The organism is Nocardia sputorum (assembly GCF_027924405.1).
Taxonomy (GTDB): Bacteria; Actinomycetota; Actinomycetes; order Mycobacteriales; family Mycobacteriaceae; genus Nocardia; species Nocardia sputorum.
In genome coordinates this window covers 2,582,003-2,596,073 of the sequence record NZ_AP026978.1, presented here as the reverse complement: position 1 = coordinate 2,596,073, position 14,071 = coordinate 2,582,003, and the positions used below count along the sequence as shown (strand labels likewise).

Sequence of the window (14,071 nt, the reverse complement as noted above, 5' to 3'; positions counted from 1 at the left end):
TACCGCAGGAATCGGGAGGATTCATGGGCGATACGGCGGTGCCGCAGCTCTGGACCAGCGATCTGGCCGGCACGCTCGAGTTCTACAAGACGCTGGGCTACACGGTGACGCACGAGCAGACCCGCCCCTACGTCTACGGCGCGGTGGAGGATCACGGCTGCGCCCTGCACTTCGTGCCGGCCCCCAAAGACACGGAGGTTCCCGCCGAACGCACCGGCTGCCTCGTCATGGTCGACGATGTCGCGCACCGGCACCAGGATTTCACCGCGGCGCTGCGCAACCGCTACGGCAAGGTCCCGGCGAAGGGTCTGCCCCGGATCACCCGCTTCCGGCCGGGGCAGACCCGGTTCACCGTGGTCGATCCAGCAGGCAACCAGCTGATCTACATTCAACGCGACGAACCACCGAAGGTGGAGTACGGCGGCTCCAAGAAGCTGACCGGGCTGGCCAAGGTGCTGGACAACGCCCGGATCCTGCGCGATTTCAAGATCGACTACCCAGCCGCGTTCCGTGTGCTCGAGGTCGGTCTCGGCCGGTATCGGGCCGAGGCGCCGCGGCTGGACGTGGCGCGGGCACTGGCGGCGCTGGCCGAACTGGCCGTCGCCCTCGAGGACCCCGGCCGCGCCGAGTCTTTCCGGACCGAACTGCGCGCGATGGAGCTGTCCGCCTCGGAGCGCGCGTCCCTGGCCGGCGAACTGCGCGCCTCCGACGACCTGGCCTCCTGGCTGTCGGAGATCTAGCCGGCGCACTCACGCCGCGGTGAGCACCTCCGGCCCGTCCGGCGTGATGGCGACGGTGTGCTCGGAGTGGGCGGTCCGCGAGCCGTCCGCCGAGCGGATGGTCCAGCCGTCGGGATCGGTCACGATGCGGTCGGTCGTGCGCGCGAACCAGGGCTCGATCGCGATGGTCAGTCCGGGCCGCAACCGATAGCCGCGCCCGGGGCGGCCATTGTTCGGCACGTGCGGGTCCTCGTGCATGGTGCGGCCGAGGCCGTGTCCGCCGAATTCGGTGTTCACCGGATAGCCGTAGTCCCGCGCCACCGCGGCGATGGCGGCGGAGATGTCGCCGATGTGGTTGCCCGGCACCGCGACGGCGATCGCCGCGGCCAGCGCCTCCTCGGTCGCCCGCACCAGCCGCAGGTCCGCGTCCGTGGCGGTGCCTACGACGACCGTGGTCGCCGCGTCCGCGACCCAGCCATCGATGCCGACCGCGAGGTCCATGGTCAGCACATCGCCGTCGCGCAGCGCGTAGTCGAACGGAAGACCGTGCAGCACAGCATCGTTCACCGACAGGCACACGGTGTTCCGGAACGGCCCGCGCCCGAACGAGGGCGCGTAGTCCCAGTAGCAGGACTGCGCGCCGCGCTCGCGGATTCGTTCCCGGACATGGGCTTCCAGGTCGAGCAGGTTCACTCCCACCCGGGCCCGCGCACGCAACCCGGCGAGCACGTCGGCGACGAACCGACCCGCCACTCGCATCCGCGCGATCTCCGCGGGGCTCTTCAACTCGACCATCGATCCTCCACTGTGCTGGTATTTTAATACCAGCCTAGCCTGATCGGTATTTTAATACCAGCCGGGTAGCTTGCGATGCCGGAACACCGTCCGTAGCCTGTGCGCATGGTCCGCCTCCCGTTGACTCCCGCGCAGATCGAGGCGGGCCGCCGCCTCGGCGCCGCCTTGCGCGCGGCGCGCGCGGATCGCGAACTCACCGACGTCGCGCGGGCGGCCGGGATCTCCCCGGAAACGCTGCGCAAGATCGAGACCGGCCGGTTGCCCTCCCCCGCCTTCGGCACCGTGGTGGCCTTGGGCCAAGCGCTGGCGGTCCCGCTCGACGATCTCGCGGACATCTGGCGCTCGGCCGGACTCGCCGAATCCGCCTAGGCCGGGCCGCCGGCCGCCTTCGGATCGATGGCGATGCCGACGGACGCGTCCGCGCCGCGCAACAGCTTGTGCCCGCGAATGGCGAGCTTGCCGATGATGCCGTACTTGTCCGCGACCACCTCCCGCACCCGCTGTGTGCCGTCCGCGTCGAGGATGCGCGCACTGCCGGGCAAGACCTCCTCCCCGGTGGGGCGGCCCCGTCCGTCGCAGGCTTGCAGCGTGACGTCCGGATTGCGGCGGATCCGGCGCACCTTCCAGGTCGTCGGATTGGTCCAGACGACGATCCGGTCACCATCCGGTGCGACCCACACGGGTGTGCCGACCGGCGTCCCGTCCTTCTTGAAGGTGGTCAGCAGGACGAACTTGCTCTTGCTCATCTCGTTCCACGTCATAGGGAAACGGTAGGCCCGCGCGACGGCGGCGACATCCGGCCGGAGAACGGTCCGCGGTTACGCATGCGGACGTAGCCGCGAGCCGGAGCGGCGCCGCCCCGCTTCCGCTATCCGCGATAGCGGCGGAAGAACGTGCGAACGTCCGCCACGAACAGTTCCGGTTGCTCGGCCGCGGCGAAGTGCCCGCCCTCGGTGTACTCGGTGAAATGCTCGATTCGACCGTCGGGGTCCATCACCCGGCGCATCAGCGGATGCGTGTTGAACACGGCCCATCCCTGCGGGACCCCGGACGGCGCGACCCAGGCCATCCCGGAATGGGCTGTCTCCCAGAGGAATTGCGCCGCCGACGCGCCGCTGCGGGTGAACCAGTAGATGCTGACGTTGGTCAGCAGCAGGTCACGGTCCACCGCCGTACCTTCCACCCGCGCCGGATCGGTCCATGCCTGGAACTTCTCCGCGATCCAGCCGAGTTGCGCGACGGGTGAATCGGTCAGCGCGGCCGCTACCGCGTTCGGCTGGGTGGTCTGCAGCGTGAGGTATCCCTTCTGCTGGTCCCACTTCTCCCGCGCGGCGGCGAGGGCGGCGAGTTCGGCATCGGCGAGCCCGTCCGGCATCGGCAGTTGCTCGCCCACCAGCCCGAGCGTGCCCTGGTCGCTGTTCACGTGCGTCGCGATCACCCGTTCCGGATGCGTCGCGGCCAGCCGCCCGGTGACACCGGCGCCGATATCGCCGCCCTGCGCCACGAATTTCTCGTACCCGAGCCTGCTCATCAGCTCCGCGAACGCCTCGGTCGTGCGCGCCAGTTCCCACCCTGTCGAGGCCAGCGGCGTGGAGAATCCGAATCCGGGCAGCGACGGGATCACCACGTGGAACGCATCCGCAGGATCACCGCCGTGCGACAGTGGATCGGTGAGCGGGCCGATCAGATCGAGGAACTCGACCACCGAGCCCGGGTAGCCGTGGGTGAGCAGCAGCGGAATCGCTTCCGGCTCCGGTGAGCGGACATGGAAGAAGTGAATGGTCTGCCCGTCGATCTCGGTGGTGAACTGGGCGTGCGCGTTCATCCGCGCCTCCTGCGCTCGCCAATCGAACTCGTCGCGCCAGTACGCCGTCAGTTCCCGCAGATAACGCGGCGCGATTCCGCGTGCCCAATCCGTGTCGGTGCCCGGCACCGCGTGCGGCAACCGTGCCCGTCCGAGCCGGTCCCGCAAGTCGTCGAGGTCAGTCTGCGGGATGTCGATGCGGAAGGGCCGGATCTGCTTCGTGTTCGTCATGCGCACCACTGTTCCGCCCATTGCGGAAGAATCGCTTCCGCAATGGTAGAAATCGGGTCCTCGATTCCCTGTGCGTTCGCAAGTCCTCGTGGCACCGACTCACGGAGAGCCGAGAATGGGTGTCATGACGGCCTGGCACATCGACGGCGCGGCCGGCTCGGCGGCTCGAGCGGCTCCGGCCGGGGATCGAGCGGAAGCGCCCCGAGGCACGGACCTGATCTGGTATGCCGCGTACGGCTCGAATATGAGCCTCACCAGACTGCGCACCTATCTTCGGGGCGGCAGGCCGCAAGGGGGGACGATCACGCTGCCCGGCTGCCGTGACCACGCCGACCCGATCCGCTCGACGCCCCTCCTGCTGCGGGGCGTGCTGTACTTCGCCACCGAATCGCTGACCTGGACCGGCGGCCGCGCCTTCTACGACCCGAGCTGCCCGGGCGAGATCGCCGTGCACGCCCACCTGCTCACCGGCGAACAGTTCTCCGACATCGTGGCGCAGGAGATGTATCGCCCGCCGGGAGCGGAGGTGGACGCGCGCCGGGTGATCGAAGAGGGCAAGGTGACGCTCGGTCCCGGACGGTACGAGACCTTGGTGCACGCGGGCACGCACGCGGGACACCCGGTGCTCACGTTCACCGCGCCCTGGCGCTGTCGCGACGTACGGGGCAATCCACCCGCCGCCGCCTACCTGCGCCACATGGCGGCGGGCCTGCGCGCGGCACACCGCTGGTCCGCCCGGGCGACCGCGGGCTATCTCGCCACTCGCCCCGGCGCCGACCTGCGGTGGACGCCCGAGGCAGTGCACGACCTGCTCGGCGCGGACGACGTGCGCGGCCGGATCTACGAGGAGACCGCGGCCGCCCCGGGCCACGCCACGACCGGCGATCCGTCCTCGGAGTCCCGGTAGCTCCGTGCGACCAACGCGGCCCGCAGATACCACACCCCAGATGCCTGGGCGGGGTCGAAACCGGTGAGCTGGCCGATGCGCTTGAGCCGGTAGTCCACGGTGTTCGTGTGGATGTGCAGCGATCGCGCGGTGCGCTGGCGATTCAGATTCGTGCCGATGTGCCGTTTGAGGGTTTCGAGCAGCTCGGGGTGCTCGTCGAGCGGATCGAGCAGTGTCCGAAGGGTTTCCAGTCCCGGTCCGGGCCTGGTGAGCTGGTATTCCAGCGCCAGGTCGTCGAAGCGGAACAGCCCGCGCGTCCAGCGCAGCCGCTGCACCATGTCGAGCAGCTCGTGCGCGCGGTCGGCGGCCGTCGGCACCTCGACGGGCGTCGCGGCGATCACCGTCGCGACGATGGGGACCTGCGCCGCGCGGCCGAGCCGGTCCACCAGTTCGTCGAGCGCCTTGTCGTCGGGCGAGGCGGACGGCAGCAGGATGGTGCCGCCGTCGACGCTGAGCAGCGACAGCACCGTTTCGCCGCAGCGGGTCGCGAGTTCGGACTGCACCCGCCGCAGCTTCCGCCGCGCCACCACCGCACCGTCGAGTTGCGGATTGCGCTCCTCGGGATGCGGCGGGATGGCGAGCGCGAGAACGGAATACGAGTCGGCGATCTGGATGCCGCATTCGCGGGCCATGGTGAAGGTCGGGTGCCCGCCGAGCAGGGCCGAGGCGAGCGTGTGGGCGGCCGTGTGATGCTCGCCGACCACGGCGCGCAACTCGGTCACATAGGCGCGCGACACGGTGGAGGTGATGGTGTCCAGGATTTCCAGCAGGCGGCGGCTGATGTCCTTGAGACTGTCGAAATCGGCGGCGGTCGCGTTCGCGACGATCAGATCGAAGCCGAGCTTGAATCCCTCGTGCACGGCGTGGTGGATGGTGTCGATCGGGATGCCCTCCCGCGCCCAGCCCGCCGCGGCGTTGCGCAGCAGGAGGGTCTTCTCCGGAATGTCGGTGCCGTCGAGCATGCTCACGGCCAGTTCCAGGCACAGCCGGGTGATGTTGGTAATGTCGCCGTTGAGCGCCTCGCCGGGCAGCGTCCGGCAGTGCGCGACGGTCTCGATGAAGTGGCCGACCATTTTGCGAGACAGATTCCGCACGTCCCGTAGCGAAGAACTGGCCGGGCGGCCCGACAGGGTCAGATCCGGGCCTGCCGAATCGGTGATGGACATGTGACTCCTTCCCTCCCCGATCGCGGAAAGTACTCAACGGTAACTTGACCGGCTCGGCGTGCCGAGGGCCGAGCCCGCGGTTGGGGACAGCACCCGAACCGCGCCGTGCCCGCCTGTGAAGGCTCACAACTCGTATTCGCGCGGTCGAATTCTCTCGATCCCCGTCGTAACGTCGGTGGCAGCAGGGTCGCCGGGCGGAGGGAGGGCCATGAACATCGGCCCGCACGAAGAAGATCGGGACGGCGTCGAGGTGTCCGCGAGATTCGATCGTTGCGCCCATCGCGGCGGTCCGGACGCGCTGATCAGAATGGGTTTGGAGCTGGCTCTCGTCTTGGTCGACGCGGCCGAGGCGGCCGGGAGCCTGGCGCTGGGCCGGTTCGAGCACGCGGCGAACCGGTGCGCCCAGGCGGGCATCCCGATCGAAGCGGTGCACGCCGTCCTGCGCGACAGCGTCGACGCGGGCTTCGCCGTGCCCGTGACCGACTCGCCCGGCGAACGCGCACCGCGTGACCGAGTCGAGCCCGGGGTGCTCAGCGAATTCCTGGAGGCGCTGAACTCGGTGGTGGCGCGCAGCTACGCCAACTGATCCGGCCGAATGGTCACCGGCGCGGCCTCACAGTGCGGCGACGAGCGCGGCGCTCTCCAGCGCGCAGCCGTGACCGATGGTGATGCCGGAGCCACCGTGGCCGTAGTTGTGGACGACGGGCGTACCGGGCAGCACGGCGGTGTCGAGTTCCACGCGGACCGCACGGCGGCCGGGGCGCAGCCCCACCACGGTCTCCAGCACTTCGCTGTCGGCGAGACCGGGGGCCAGATCGCGGCACCGCCGCAGAATCGACCGGGTGAGTTCGGGATCCGGCGCGGTGTCCCATTCGCCGGTGTCCAGGGAACCGCCCAGGACGCAGTCGTGCGCGCGCGGATGGACGTAGGCGCGGCCGAGCGGATGGGCTTCGTCGCGGACCGACACCGACAGCCCGGGATTGGCGACCCGCACGATCTGCCCGCGGATCGGGTACACCTCCGGGTCGTCGACCAGGTCGGCGGCCCGCAGACCGGCGCAGTTGACCACGACGTCCGGAGACAGGTCGGCGAGATCCTCGAGACTCCGCACCGCCCGCAGCACACGGCGCGCGCCCGCGGCGTCCACTTGCGCGCTGAGGAACGGCAAGTAGGCCGGCATCTCGACCAGGGGCACTTCGAACCGGAACCCGAATTCGTAGCCGGGAGGCAGCTCGCGGCGCTCGGCGACGCGGAACGAGCGCACCGATCGCGACCAATCCGGTATCGCGGGCGCGTCGCGGTACAGCGCCATGGACTCGCACATCCGCACGCCCGGCGCACCGGCCGCGGCCAGCGCGGCCAGATGGCCGAAGGTGGTCTCACTCCACGCCCGGACGCGATCGGCCGGCCCCGCGGCGGTCGGAAACCACACCGCGGCGGCGAGGAAGGACGTCGTCGCCGTGAGGGGCTCGGCGCTGACCACGATCACCTCGTGCCGCGCGCGGAGCAGTTCGGCCGCGGTGGACAGACCCGAGATGCCCGAGCCGAGGACGACGATCCGCATGGCAGCGAGACTATCGAGACCGGCCTGCCCCGCGCCGTTCCCGCAGCACCGCCCGTGGGAGGCGCCGTTCGGCCGGGCGACTCAGTCGGCGTCGTCGAGCGACGTGACGCCGGTGGTCATGGCCACTCCCGGCCACTGCGGCCCCACGCAGGTGGCGGCGACGGTGCTGCCCGCCGCGAAACCGCCGCGGCTCTCGCCGGTCCGGGCCATGTCGACCCGCGGACCGGCCTGCTCGGCCGAGCCGACGAGCAGACAGTTCCACTCCTCCGCCTGCGGCTGGCTGCTCACCGCGATGGTGCCCTCCTCCTGCGTGTCCGCCGACAACGTCGGGCCCGCACCGGCCGCCCCGGCGCCGGCGGCGGCCACGATCGCGGCGGAGCTCCCGGTCACGGCGAGCCGTAAAGCGATCCGAAACATGCGACAACTCCTCTTCGAAACGCCCCCTGCCGTTCGCGTTGCCGCCTCCCGATCGTTCAAACCCGCTTCGCGACGGATGGCAGTCGCTCGGCGACCTGGTGATCGGCTGGACTACGCGGCCGGGCCCTGGGTATTGCGATCACATGGACGATGGGCTCCTGACCGTCGGCGTGGAAGAGGAATTCCTCCTCGTCGATCCCCGTACCGGCGAACCGCTGGCACGCAATGTCGAAGTCGCGCGCACCGCCGAGGAGATCGGCATCGATCTGCAACTCGAGTTGACCCGCTGCCAAGTGGAGACCAGCACCGCGGTGCACACCGAGATCGGCGCACTGCACCGGCAATTGCGCGACTTGCGCCGCGGCATCGCCGCCTGCGCGGAGCGCAACGACGCGCGTCTGCTCGCCGTCGGTATCCCGCCGACCGTCCCGCACGACTTCCCGGTCACCGATACCCCGCGTTACCAGCGCATCGCCGAGAACTTCGGCATGCTCGCCCACGAGCAGGGGCTGTCGGGCTGTCACGTCCACGTGGGCGTTCCGGACCAGGAAACGGCGATCCAGATCAGCAACCACCTGCGGCCGTGGTTGCCACAACTGCTGGCCATGACCGCGAATTCGGCGATCTACCGCGGTTCCGAGACCGGCTTCGCCAGCTGGCGCAGCATCCTGTGGCGGCGCTGGCCCAGCGCCGGACCACCGCCGTATTTCGACTCCGCGCGCGACTACGAGGCGATGGTCGCGATGATGCTCAACAGCGGCAGCATCCTGGACAAGCAGATGGTCTACTGGGATGTCCGTCCGTCGGTCTCGTTCCCGACCGTCGAAGTGCGGGTCAGCGATATCCCGGCGACGGTGGAGGAGACCGCGCTCCTGGCGGCACTGGTGCGCGCGATCGTCGTCATGGCGCGCAAATCGCTGGCCGCGGGGCAGTTCGCCCAGCCGGTACCCGCCGAGGTGCTGCGGGCCGCGTACTGGAAGGCCGCCCGTTCGGGACTGGCCGGAGACGGCGTCGATCCCCACGACGGCAACGTGACGCCCATGCGCGACCTGCTGTTCCGGCTGATCGAGCACGTCGGGCCCGCGTTGGACGAGGCAGGCGACCGCCGGTTCGTCGAGGAGGCGTTCGCACGCCTGCTCACGCGCGGTAACGGCGCGCACCGCCAGATCGCGGCGCTGCGGGCGCGCGGTGAGATCGATGACGTCGTCGAGGCGGTGGCGCGCGCGACCCTCGAAGGGTGCGACTAGCCGCGAAACGGCTCGGCCCGTTCAATCGAGCGGGACGACAGCCAGCCGCGCCGAGGTGGGTCGCGGCGATCCCTGCGCGGGTTCGATCGTGAGGGCCAAGACGTCCGCCGGGGCGAACTCGGTCGTCACGTCCAGCGTCGGCATCGTGGTCAGCACGCCCGCCGAACGCGCGGCGCCCGTGGCGGACACCACCCAGAGCTGATAGGACTGTCCGGGCGGTGGCGGGGGTACCGCGTCGAAGCCGACCGCGACGGCTGCGAGCCGGTCCGACGTGCGCACCGTCAGGGTGCCGCCGACCGGCAATTCGATCAGCCTGGATCGCGCGTCCGGTTGCCGCAGGATCTGGTCGCCCGCGACCGGCTCGACGTGCGACCCCGCGATCCGATCGGCTACCACCACGGCGCCCGCACCAGCTCCGATGGCCACCGCGGCGGCTACCACCAGCCGGATCGCGCGGCGTCGACCGGACAGCGGGCGCAGGTCACCGCCGCGGCGGCGCGAATCCGGGCCGGAGTCGTCGATCGCCCGGAGAATCGTCGATTCCAGAGTGGGCGGCGGGTTCACCGCGGCGGTCACGCTCAGCGCCGCCAGCGTCTCCCGGATCCCGTGCACCGCGGCCGCGAACGCCGCGGCGGTGCGGGAATCGGCCGTCGCGACCCGGTCGTCGATGTGCCTGCGCTCGATCTCGGCCACCGCGTCCATCGCGTAGGGGTAGGCCAGGTCGAGCAGATCCCCGCGGGACGGCTCGGTGCCGGTCATGGCCGATCACCATCGGCCCCGGCCCGGAGCGCCGGGGGCGCTTCGTCCACCGGTCGCGCGTTCGCCGCCGGCGCGCCGCGCGAACGGACCGGGGACTCCGCAGGCGACCGACCGCGCGAGGAGCGACCCGCGCCGCGGTCTCGGCGCACCTGCCCTGTGCCAACCCGCATGCCTTGACTTCGCGGCGAACGGCCGCACGGATTGGATTCTCGCCCTATCGGGCGCGAACACCGGTACTCTTCTCGTCCGCCGGAATCATTCCGGTGTTCGCCCGGAGGCCGGCCACGCACCACGGCGGGACCGCCGAGCCGTGTCCGCGTCCCGACGCAGAGGAGAACACCGATGCCGACCGAGCTACGCGACGAGCGCGGCGCGCCGCTCCAGCACATCACCGTGGCCCTCGGCTGGGACCCGGCCACTCGCTCGCGCTTGTTCGGCCGGCGCGCGGAGATCGACCTGAACGTCGCGGCCCTGCTCTTCGCCGCGGACCGGCTCGTCGACGTCGTCTACCACGAACAGCTCAGCTCCGCGGACGGTTCGGTCCGCCTGCACGGCGACAGCCTCACCGGGGAAGGCGCGGGCGACGACGAAATCGTCGGCGTCGATCTGTCCCGCCTCGCCGCGCACGTCACGACGGTGCTATTTCTCGTCACCTGCTACACCGGCCAGACTTTCGAGCGGATCGCGAACGCCTACTGCCGCGTGGTCGACACCGTGGCGGGCACCCAGCTCGCCCGCCACGAGCTGACCGGCGGCGCATACCCCGGCTTGGTGCTCGGCCGAGTGCGGCGCGGCGACGGGGGCTGGCACTTCGAGGCCGTCGGCAAGGGCTTGCAGGCACGGCATCCGGTCGAGGCCATTCCGCACATCGGCCCCTACCTGTCCTGACCTCGCGGCCAGTTCGTCTGCACGGCAAGACTTTCCAAGGATTACCGGGATCCTCGCCCAGCGTCGGCCGTCCGCACGCACCGGACATCGCGCCGTGCCCGGTCCACCCCGGCGCCCCGATTGGAATCCGGGCGCGCGGGTAGTCGCCGTGCAGGAGGTGTGACATGCCGAAGGAGGTCTCATGACCGAGACGACACAGATTCGCCCGCCCGCGAACGCGCGATCGGTCACCGAACTCGTCGAGGACGCCACGGCCCAGGTGTCCCGGCTCATCCGCGACGAGCTCCAGCTCGCCCGGGTCGAGATGCGCGAGAAGGGAAAACGATTCGGCCTCGGCGCGGGCCTGGCCGGCGTCGCGGCGCTCCTGGCGTTCTACGGTGGGGCCGCGTTGGTCGCCGCGGCGGTACTCGGTCTCACCGAGGTGCTGCCGGGCTGGGCGGCCGCGCTCATCGTCGCGGGCGCCCTGCTGGTGGTCGCGGCGATCCTCGGACTGTCCGGGAAGAAGAGCGTGGAGCACGCGAGTCCGCCGATACCGCAGGAGGCGGTCGAGGGCGTGCGCGAGGACATCGAGGTGATCAAGGACAGGAGGCGGGGATGACTGACAGCCGACCCGGGGCCGGGCAGCCCACCGACGACGTCGAGGCCCTGCGGCGCGACCGCGACCAGGCCCGGGCGGAGCTCGGCAGGACGGTCGAAGAGCTCGGCCACAAGCTGGACGTGCCCGCGCGGAGCAAGGAGAAGGCGCACGACGCCGTCGAGGCGACGCAGCACGCGGCGTCCGAGGCGGCGCTGGCGGTAGCGGACAAGGCCCAACAGGCCCGCACGGGCGCCGCGGACCTCGCCCACCGCGTGGCGGCGGCGACACCGGAACCGGTCGCCGAACGCGGCAGGCAGGCGGGTGGCGCACTGCGCGCGTATCCGATCCCGGCCGCCATCGGCGCGGGGGCGCTCGCCGCGCTGGTGTGGCAGATCGTGCGGAGGCGGCGATGAAGACACTGTACAAACCGCTCGGCCTGCTGATCAGCGTGCTCGGCGGCCTCGCGGCGAACGCCGTGTTCACCAAGGTGTGGCGGCAGATCACGGGTGAGGAGCAGGCCCCGACCTCGACCGCGCGAGATCATTCCTGGCGCGAGGTGCTGTTCGCCGCGGCATTGCAGGGCGCGGTCTTCGGCTTGGTCAAGGCCGCGATCGATCGCGCGGGCGCGACGGGCTACGAATCGCTCACCGGCACTTGGCCGGAATAGCGCCACCAGGCGAGCGCGGCGCCGCCGCTCGAATTCTCCTCCGCCGCCGTGAGTTCGGACACTCCGCGAGGAACTCCGAACCACGGCGGCGGCGCTCGCTGTCCAGGGATCGGCGTGCGGGTGGTGACGAGGCGCCGAGGTCGCTCGGCCGCGCCGGCGTAATGACTTGGTACATATCGCGGTCCGGCAAGTCACACCCCGCGCACACCGGCTGCTGAGACGAGGACTTCCGGACCGGTGCGACGGCGACCTCCGATCCCGCGGTGCCGCCCGGTCCTAGGGGGACGACGCGGCAGTGTGATTGCCCCGAGCCGCGATGGGGTAAGTTGACCGCGGAATGCTCGCGCTCTGCGCCGTGCCCTGCGTGCGTAAGAGGAGCGAACCGGAGAGGTCGACGTGACGTACTGCCGAGGACGCGTCGCCGGCACGGGAGGTGGATTGTGAGTTCCGAAAGCGCGCCCCGGGCGCTGGAGGTCGAGGTGCGGTCGGCGGAGGACACGGTGGTGGTCACCGTGCACGGCGAGATCGACATGGCGTCCGCGCCACGCTTGCAATCGGCGCTCGACGAGGCCCTGCGCGACGGGCCGGCCGCGGTCGTGGTGGACATGTCGAACGTCGGGTTCCTCGGCTCCGCCGGTCTCAGCGTGCTGCTGGCGGCTTCGGAGGCCACCGGCTCGGGCGGCCTGCGCGTCGTCCCCAGCGACGCGGCGCGCAGGCCGATCGAGGTGACCGCCCTGGACCGGTTGCTCACGGTGTTCGACTCGGTCGAGGACGCGCTCGCGGTGGACGAGACCCAGACCCCCAGCTGAGCTTCCCCGGCATCAGCTCGGTGCCGCCCGGACCCCGCCGCGGTTTCGACCCCGGCGTCGCCGGGTATGTGCCCGGTCGTCGGCATCGTGTCGACCTGAGCGCACCGGGAGGAGGCCGTATGGCAGAAAACCGCGAACACCGACTGGTGGGAGTGCCCGCGGTGGCGGCGTTGGCGGATCTCGGATTCGCCTCGGTCGCCTCGGGGGTCATCGCCCGGCGTCGGCCGGTGCTCGGCTTGCTGGAGCGCACCGGAGCCGATTCCCGGGCGATCGAGCGTGTGCGGCAGTTGCGGCGTGAGTTCGGCGCGGGCCCGGTCGAGCTCGTGGTGCCGGGGCGCCGGATCGTGGTCGTCCTCGATCCGCACGACGTCGGGCGGGTGCTGGCCGACGCGCCCACGCCGTTCCACCCGGCCAATCGCGAGAAGCGCGCCGCGCTGCGCCAGTTCCAGCCACACGGCGTCCTCCTGTCCGAGGGCCCGATCCGTGACCAGCGCCGGGCCGTGAACGAGGCCGCATTGGACTCGGCCGAGCCGCTGCATCGCCTGGCCGGGCCGTTCGCCGAGGCCATCGCGGAGGAGGCGCGCGAGCTGATCGTGTCGGCCCTGCACCGCGGTCACCTGGACGCGCGGCAGTTCACGATCCGATGGTGGCGGCTGGTACGGCGGATCGTGCTGGGCGAGCGAGGACGCGACGACACAGTGCTCACCGACGAGCTGTCCCGGCTGCGCTCGGCGGGCAATTGGTCGTTCCTGGCGCCCGCGCACCGCAGGCAGCGCGATCAGTTCACCAATCGGCTGTACCGGCACGTGGAGTCCGCTTCGCCGGACAGCCTGGCCGGGGCGCTGGCCGCGGTGCCCGCGGGCGGGGCCACCGATCCGGTCGGGCAGATACCGCACTGGTTGTTCGCCTTCGACGCGGCGGGCATCGCGCTGAGCCGGGCACTGGCGGTGCTGAGCACCCATCCCGAGCACCATGCCCGCGCGCTCGCCGACGCCGTCGATCCGGACCGCGTCGATCTGCGCGGCTATCTGCGCGCCTGCGTGCTCGAATCGGTGCGGCTGTGGCCGACCACGCCCATGTTGCTGCGCGACATCACCGCCGACACCCAGTGGCGGGAGGGCGAGGAACGCTTCACCATCGCGGCGGGCGCCGCCCTCATGATCACGGTGCCCGCGTTCCACCGGGACGCCGAGCTGCTGCCGTTCGCCGACCAGTTCGTCCCGGAGATCTGGCTCGACGGCCGCGCGGAGCAGTACCCCCAGCTCGTGCCGTTCAGCGCGGGTCCCGCCGACTGCCCCGGCCGCAACCTGGTGCTGTTCGTCACCAGCACGCTGCTCGCACACCTGTTGACCTCCGCCGACTTCCGGCTGCGGTCCACCCCGCGGCCGAACCCCGACGCTCCGCTGCCGGTCACCTTGAACAATTTCGGGCTCGATTTCACCGTGGAGCCGTGCATGACCCAAGCGGGTTGACGGGCTGACG

At 70.9% G+C, this 14,071-nt stretch carries 18 protein-coding genes; 11 read left to right on the top strand and 7 right to left on the bottom strand.

The features are described from left to right. Positions 1 to 23 precede the first annotated feature (23 nt). Positions 24 to 740 (top strand): DUF8817 family protein, encoded by a 717-nt coding sequence (locus QMG86_RS11995; protein WP_281879535.1) that lies wholly within the window; start codon positions 24 to 26, stop codon positions 738 to 740. A gap of 9 nt (positions 741 to 749) precedes the next feature. Here QMG86_RS11995 and map read toward each other — a convergent pair whose 3' ends face one another. Further along, complete coding sequence (gene map, locus QMG86_RS11990; protein WP_281879534.1) at positions 750 to 1,514, bottom strand: type I methionyl aminopeptidase; 765 nt, start codon at positions 1,512 to 1,514, stop codon at positions 750 to 752. Positions 1,515 to 1,619: 105 nt separating this feature from the next. On the opposite strand from map, the gene QMG86_RS11985 reads away from it, so the two are divergent. Next, positions 1,620 to 1,883, top strand: coding sequence for a helix-turn-helix domain-containing protein (locus QMG86_RS11985; protein WP_084488594.1), 264 nt, complete (start codon positions 1,620 to 1,622; stop codon positions 1,881 to 1,883). On the opposite strand, the gene QMG86_RS11980 is transcribed toward QMG86_RS11985, so the two are convergent. Both QMG86_RS11980 and QMG86_RS11975 read right to left on the bottom strand, forming a co-directional pair. Then, positions 1,880 to 2,275, bottom strand: coding sequence for a PPOX class F420-dependent oxidoreductase (locus tag QMG86_RS11980; protein WP_281879533.1), 396 nt, complete (start codon positions 2,273 to 2,275; stop codon positions 1,880 to 1,882). The genes QMG86_RS11985 and QMG86_RS11980 overlap by 4 nt on opposite strands. A 107-nt stretch (positions 2,276 to 2,382) precedes the next feature. Next, positions 2,383 to 3,549, bottom strand: coding sequence for an epoxide hydrolase family protein (locus QMG86_RS11975; RefSeq protein ID WP_281879532.1), 1,167 nt, complete (start codon positions 3,547 to 3,549; stop codon positions 2,383 to 2,385). A 124-nt stretch (positions 3,550 to 3,673) separates the two neighbouring features. Here QMG86_RS11975 and QMG86_RS11970 point away from each other — a divergent pair, with 124 nt between their 5' ends. Next, positions 3,674 to 4,456, top strand: coding sequence for a histone deacetylase (locus QMG86_RS11970; RefSeq protein WP_281879531.1), 783 nt, complete (start codon positions 3,674 to 3,676; stop codon positions 4,454 to 4,456). On the opposite strand, the gene QMG86_RS11965 is transcribed toward QMG86_RS11970, so the two are convergent. Continuing rightward, complete coding sequence (locus QMG86_RS11965; protein WP_281879529.1) at positions 4,390 to 5,661, bottom strand: PucR family transcriptional regulator; 1,272 nt, start codon at positions 5,659 to 5,661, stop codon at positions 4,390 to 4,392. The genes QMG86_RS11970 and QMG86_RS11965 overlap by 67 nt on opposite strands. 208 nt (positions 5,662 to 5,869) lie before the next feature. Here QMG86_RS11965 and QMG86_RS11960 point away from each other — a divergent pair, with 208 nt between their 5' ends. Then, positions 5,870 to 6,247 (top strand): hypothetical protein, encoded by a 378-nt coding sequence (locus QMG86_RS11960; protein WP_281879528.1) that lies wholly within the window; start codon positions 5,870 to 5,872, stop codon positions 6,245 to 6,247. A 27-nt stretch (positions 6,248 to 6,274) separates the two neighbouring features. On the opposite strand, the gene QMG86_RS11955 is transcribed toward QMG86_RS11960, so the two are convergent. Beyond that, positions 6,275 to 7,225, bottom strand: a complete 951-nt coding sequence (locus tag QMG86_RS11955; RefSeq protein WP_281879527.1) for an FAD-dependent oxidoreductase — start codon at positions 7,223 to 7,225, stop codon at positions 6,275 to 6,277. Between the two features lie 81 nt (positions 7,226 to 7,306). Further along, positions 7,307 to 7,642, bottom strand: a complete 336-nt coding sequence (locus tag QMG86_RS11950) for a hypothetical protein (protein ID WP_281879525.1) — start codon at positions 7,640 to 7,642, stop codon at positions 7,307 to 7,309. A gap of 143 nt (positions 7,643 to 7,785) precedes the next feature. On the opposite strand from QMG86_RS11950, the gene QMG86_RS11945 reads away from it, so the two are divergent. Beyond that, the gene (locus tag QMG86_RS11945; protein ID WP_281879524.1) at positions 7,786 to 8,889 is read left to right on the top strand and encodes a glutamate--cysteine ligase 2; all 1,104 of its coding nucleotides are present in this window, start codon (positions 7,786 to 7,788) and stop codon (positions 8,887 to 8,889) included. A 21-nt stretch (positions 8,890 to 8,910) separates the two neighbouring features. Here the strand turns inward: QMG86_RS11945 and QMG86_RS11940 are convergent, their stop codons facing one another. Beyond that, the gene (locus QMG86_RS11940; RefSeq protein WP_281879523.1) at positions 8,911 to 9,648 is read right to left on the bottom strand and encodes an anti-sigma factor; all 738 of its coding nucleotides are present in this window, start codon (positions 9,646 to 9,648) and stop codon (positions 8,911 to 8,913) included. A gap of 342 nt (positions 9,649 to 9,990) precedes the next feature. Between QMG86_RS11940 and QMG86_RS11935 the strand changes: the two genes are divergently transcribed. The 6 genes from QMG86_RS11935 (at position 9,991) to QMG86_RS11910 (ending at position 14,061) form a co-directional block, all read left to right on the top strand. Continuing rightward, positions 9,991 to 10,536 carry a TerD family protein gene (locus tag QMG86_RS11935; protein WP_281879521.1) on the top strand — a complete coding sequence of 182 codons (546 nt, stop codon included), beginning with the start codon at positions 9,991 to 9,993 and terminating at the stop codon, positions 10,534 to 10,536. 181 nt (positions 10,537 to 10,717) lie between these two features. Next, positions 10,718 to 11,134 (top strand): phage holin family protein, encoded by a 417-nt coding sequence (locus QMG86_RS11930; RefSeq protein ID WP_281879520.1) that lies wholly within the window; start codon positions 10,718 to 10,720, stop codon positions 11,132 to 11,134. Further along, complete coding sequence (locus QMG86_RS11925; protein WP_281879519.1) at positions 11,131 to 11,526, top strand: DUF3618 domain-containing protein; 396 nt, start codon at positions 11,131 to 11,133, stop codon at positions 11,524 to 11,526. The genes QMG86_RS11930 and QMG86_RS11925 overlap by 4 nt, the downstream gene beginning before the upstream one ends. Beyond that, complete coding sequence (locus tag QMG86_RS11920; protein WP_281879517.1) at positions 11,523 to 11,780, top strand: DUF4235 domain-containing protein; 258 nt, start codon at positions 11,523 to 11,525, stop codon at positions 11,778 to 11,780. Before QMG86_RS11925 ends, QMG86_RS11920 begins: the two co-directional genes overlap by 4 nt. A 440-nt stretch (positions 11,781 to 12,220) precedes the next feature. Continuing rightward, positions 12,221 to 12,589 (top strand): STAS domain-containing protein, encoded by a 369-nt coding sequence (locus QMG86_RS11915; protein ID WP_159844212.1) that lies wholly within the window; start codon positions 12,221 to 12,223, stop codon positions 12,587 to 12,589. Between the two features lie 119 nt (positions 12,590 to 12,708). Then, positions 12,709 to 14,061, top strand: a complete 1,353-nt coding sequence (locus QMG86_RS11910) for a cytochrome P450 (RefSeq protein WP_281879515.1) — start codon at positions 12,709 to 12,711, stop codon at positions 14,059 to 14,061. Positions 14,062 to 14,071: the final 10 nt, after the last annotated feature.

What these genes read in the sequence shown, in the direction of transcription:
- QMG86_RS11995 (WP_281879535.1), top strand. Translation starts at nt 24, where the DNA reads ATGGGCGATACGGCGGTGCCGCAGCTCTGGACCAGCGATCTGGCCGGC.
- map (WP_281879534.1), bottom strand. Translation starts at nt 1,514, where the DNA reads ATGGTCGAGTTGAAGAGCCCCGCGGAGATCGCGCGGATGCGAGTGGCG.
- QMG86_RS11985 (WP_084488594.1), top strand. Translation starts at nt 1,620, where the DNA reads ATGGTCCGCCTCCCGTTGACTCCCGCGCAGATCGAGGCGGGCCGCCGC.
- QMG86_RS11980 (WP_281879533.1), bottom strand. Translation starts at nt 2,275, where the DNA reads ATGACGTGGAACGAGATGAGCAAGAGCAAGTTCGTCCTGCTGACCACC.
- QMG86_RS11975 (WP_281879532.1), bottom strand. Translation starts at nt 3,549, where the DNA reads ATGACGAACACGAAGCAGATCCGGCCCTTCCGCATCGACATCCCGCAG.
- QMG86_RS11970 (WP_281879531.1), top strand. Translation starts at nt 3,674, where the DNA reads ATGACGGCCTGGCACATCGACGGCGCGGCCGGCTCGGCGGCTCGAGCG.
- QMG86_RS11965 (WP_281879529.1), bottom strand. Translation starts at nt 5,661, where the DNA reads ATGTCCATCACCGATTCGGCAGGCCCGGATCTGACCCTGTCGGGCCGC.
- QMG86_RS11960 (WP_281879528.1), top strand. Translation starts at nt 5,870, where the DNA reads ATGAACATCGGCCCGCACGAAGAAGATCGGGACGGCGTCGAGGTGTCC.
- QMG86_RS11955 (WP_281879527.1), bottom strand. Translation starts at nt 7,225, where the DNA reads ATGCGGATCGTCGTCCTCGGCTCGGGCATCTCGGGTCTGTCCACCGCG.
- QMG86_RS11950 (WP_281879525.1), bottom strand. Translation starts at nt 7,642, where the DNA reads ATGTTTCGGATCGCTTTACGGCTCGCCGTGACCGGGAGCTCCGCCGCG.
- QMG86_RS11945 (WP_281879524.1), top strand. Translation starts at nt 7,786, where the DNA reads ATGGACGATGGGCTCCTGACCGTCGGCGTGGAAGAGGAATTCCTCCTC.
- QMG86_RS11940 (WP_281879523.1), bottom strand. Translation starts at nt 9,648, where the DNA reads ATGACCGGCACCGAGCCGTCCCGCGGGGATCTGCTCGACCTGGCCTAC.
- QMG86_RS11935 (WP_281879521.1), top strand. Translation starts at nt 9,991, where the DNA reads ATGCCGACCGAGCTACGCGACGAGCGCGGCGCGCCGCTCCAGCACATC.
- QMG86_RS11930 (WP_281879520.1), top strand. Translation starts at nt 10,718, where the DNA reads ATGACCGAGACGACACAGATTCGCCCGCCCGCGAACGCGCGATCGGTC.
- QMG86_RS11925 (WP_281879519.1), top strand. Translation starts at nt 11,131, where the DNA reads ATGACTGACAGCCGACCCGGGGCCGGGCAGCCCACCGACGACGTCGAG.
- QMG86_RS11920 (WP_281879517.1), top strand. Translation starts at nt 11,523, where the DNA reads ATGAAGACACTGTACAAACCGCTCGGCCTGCTGATCAGCGTGCTCGGC.
- QMG86_RS11910 (WP_281879515.1), top strand. Translation starts at nt 12,709, where the DNA reads ATGGCAGAAAACCGCGAACACCGACTGGTGGGAGTGCCCGCGGTGGCG.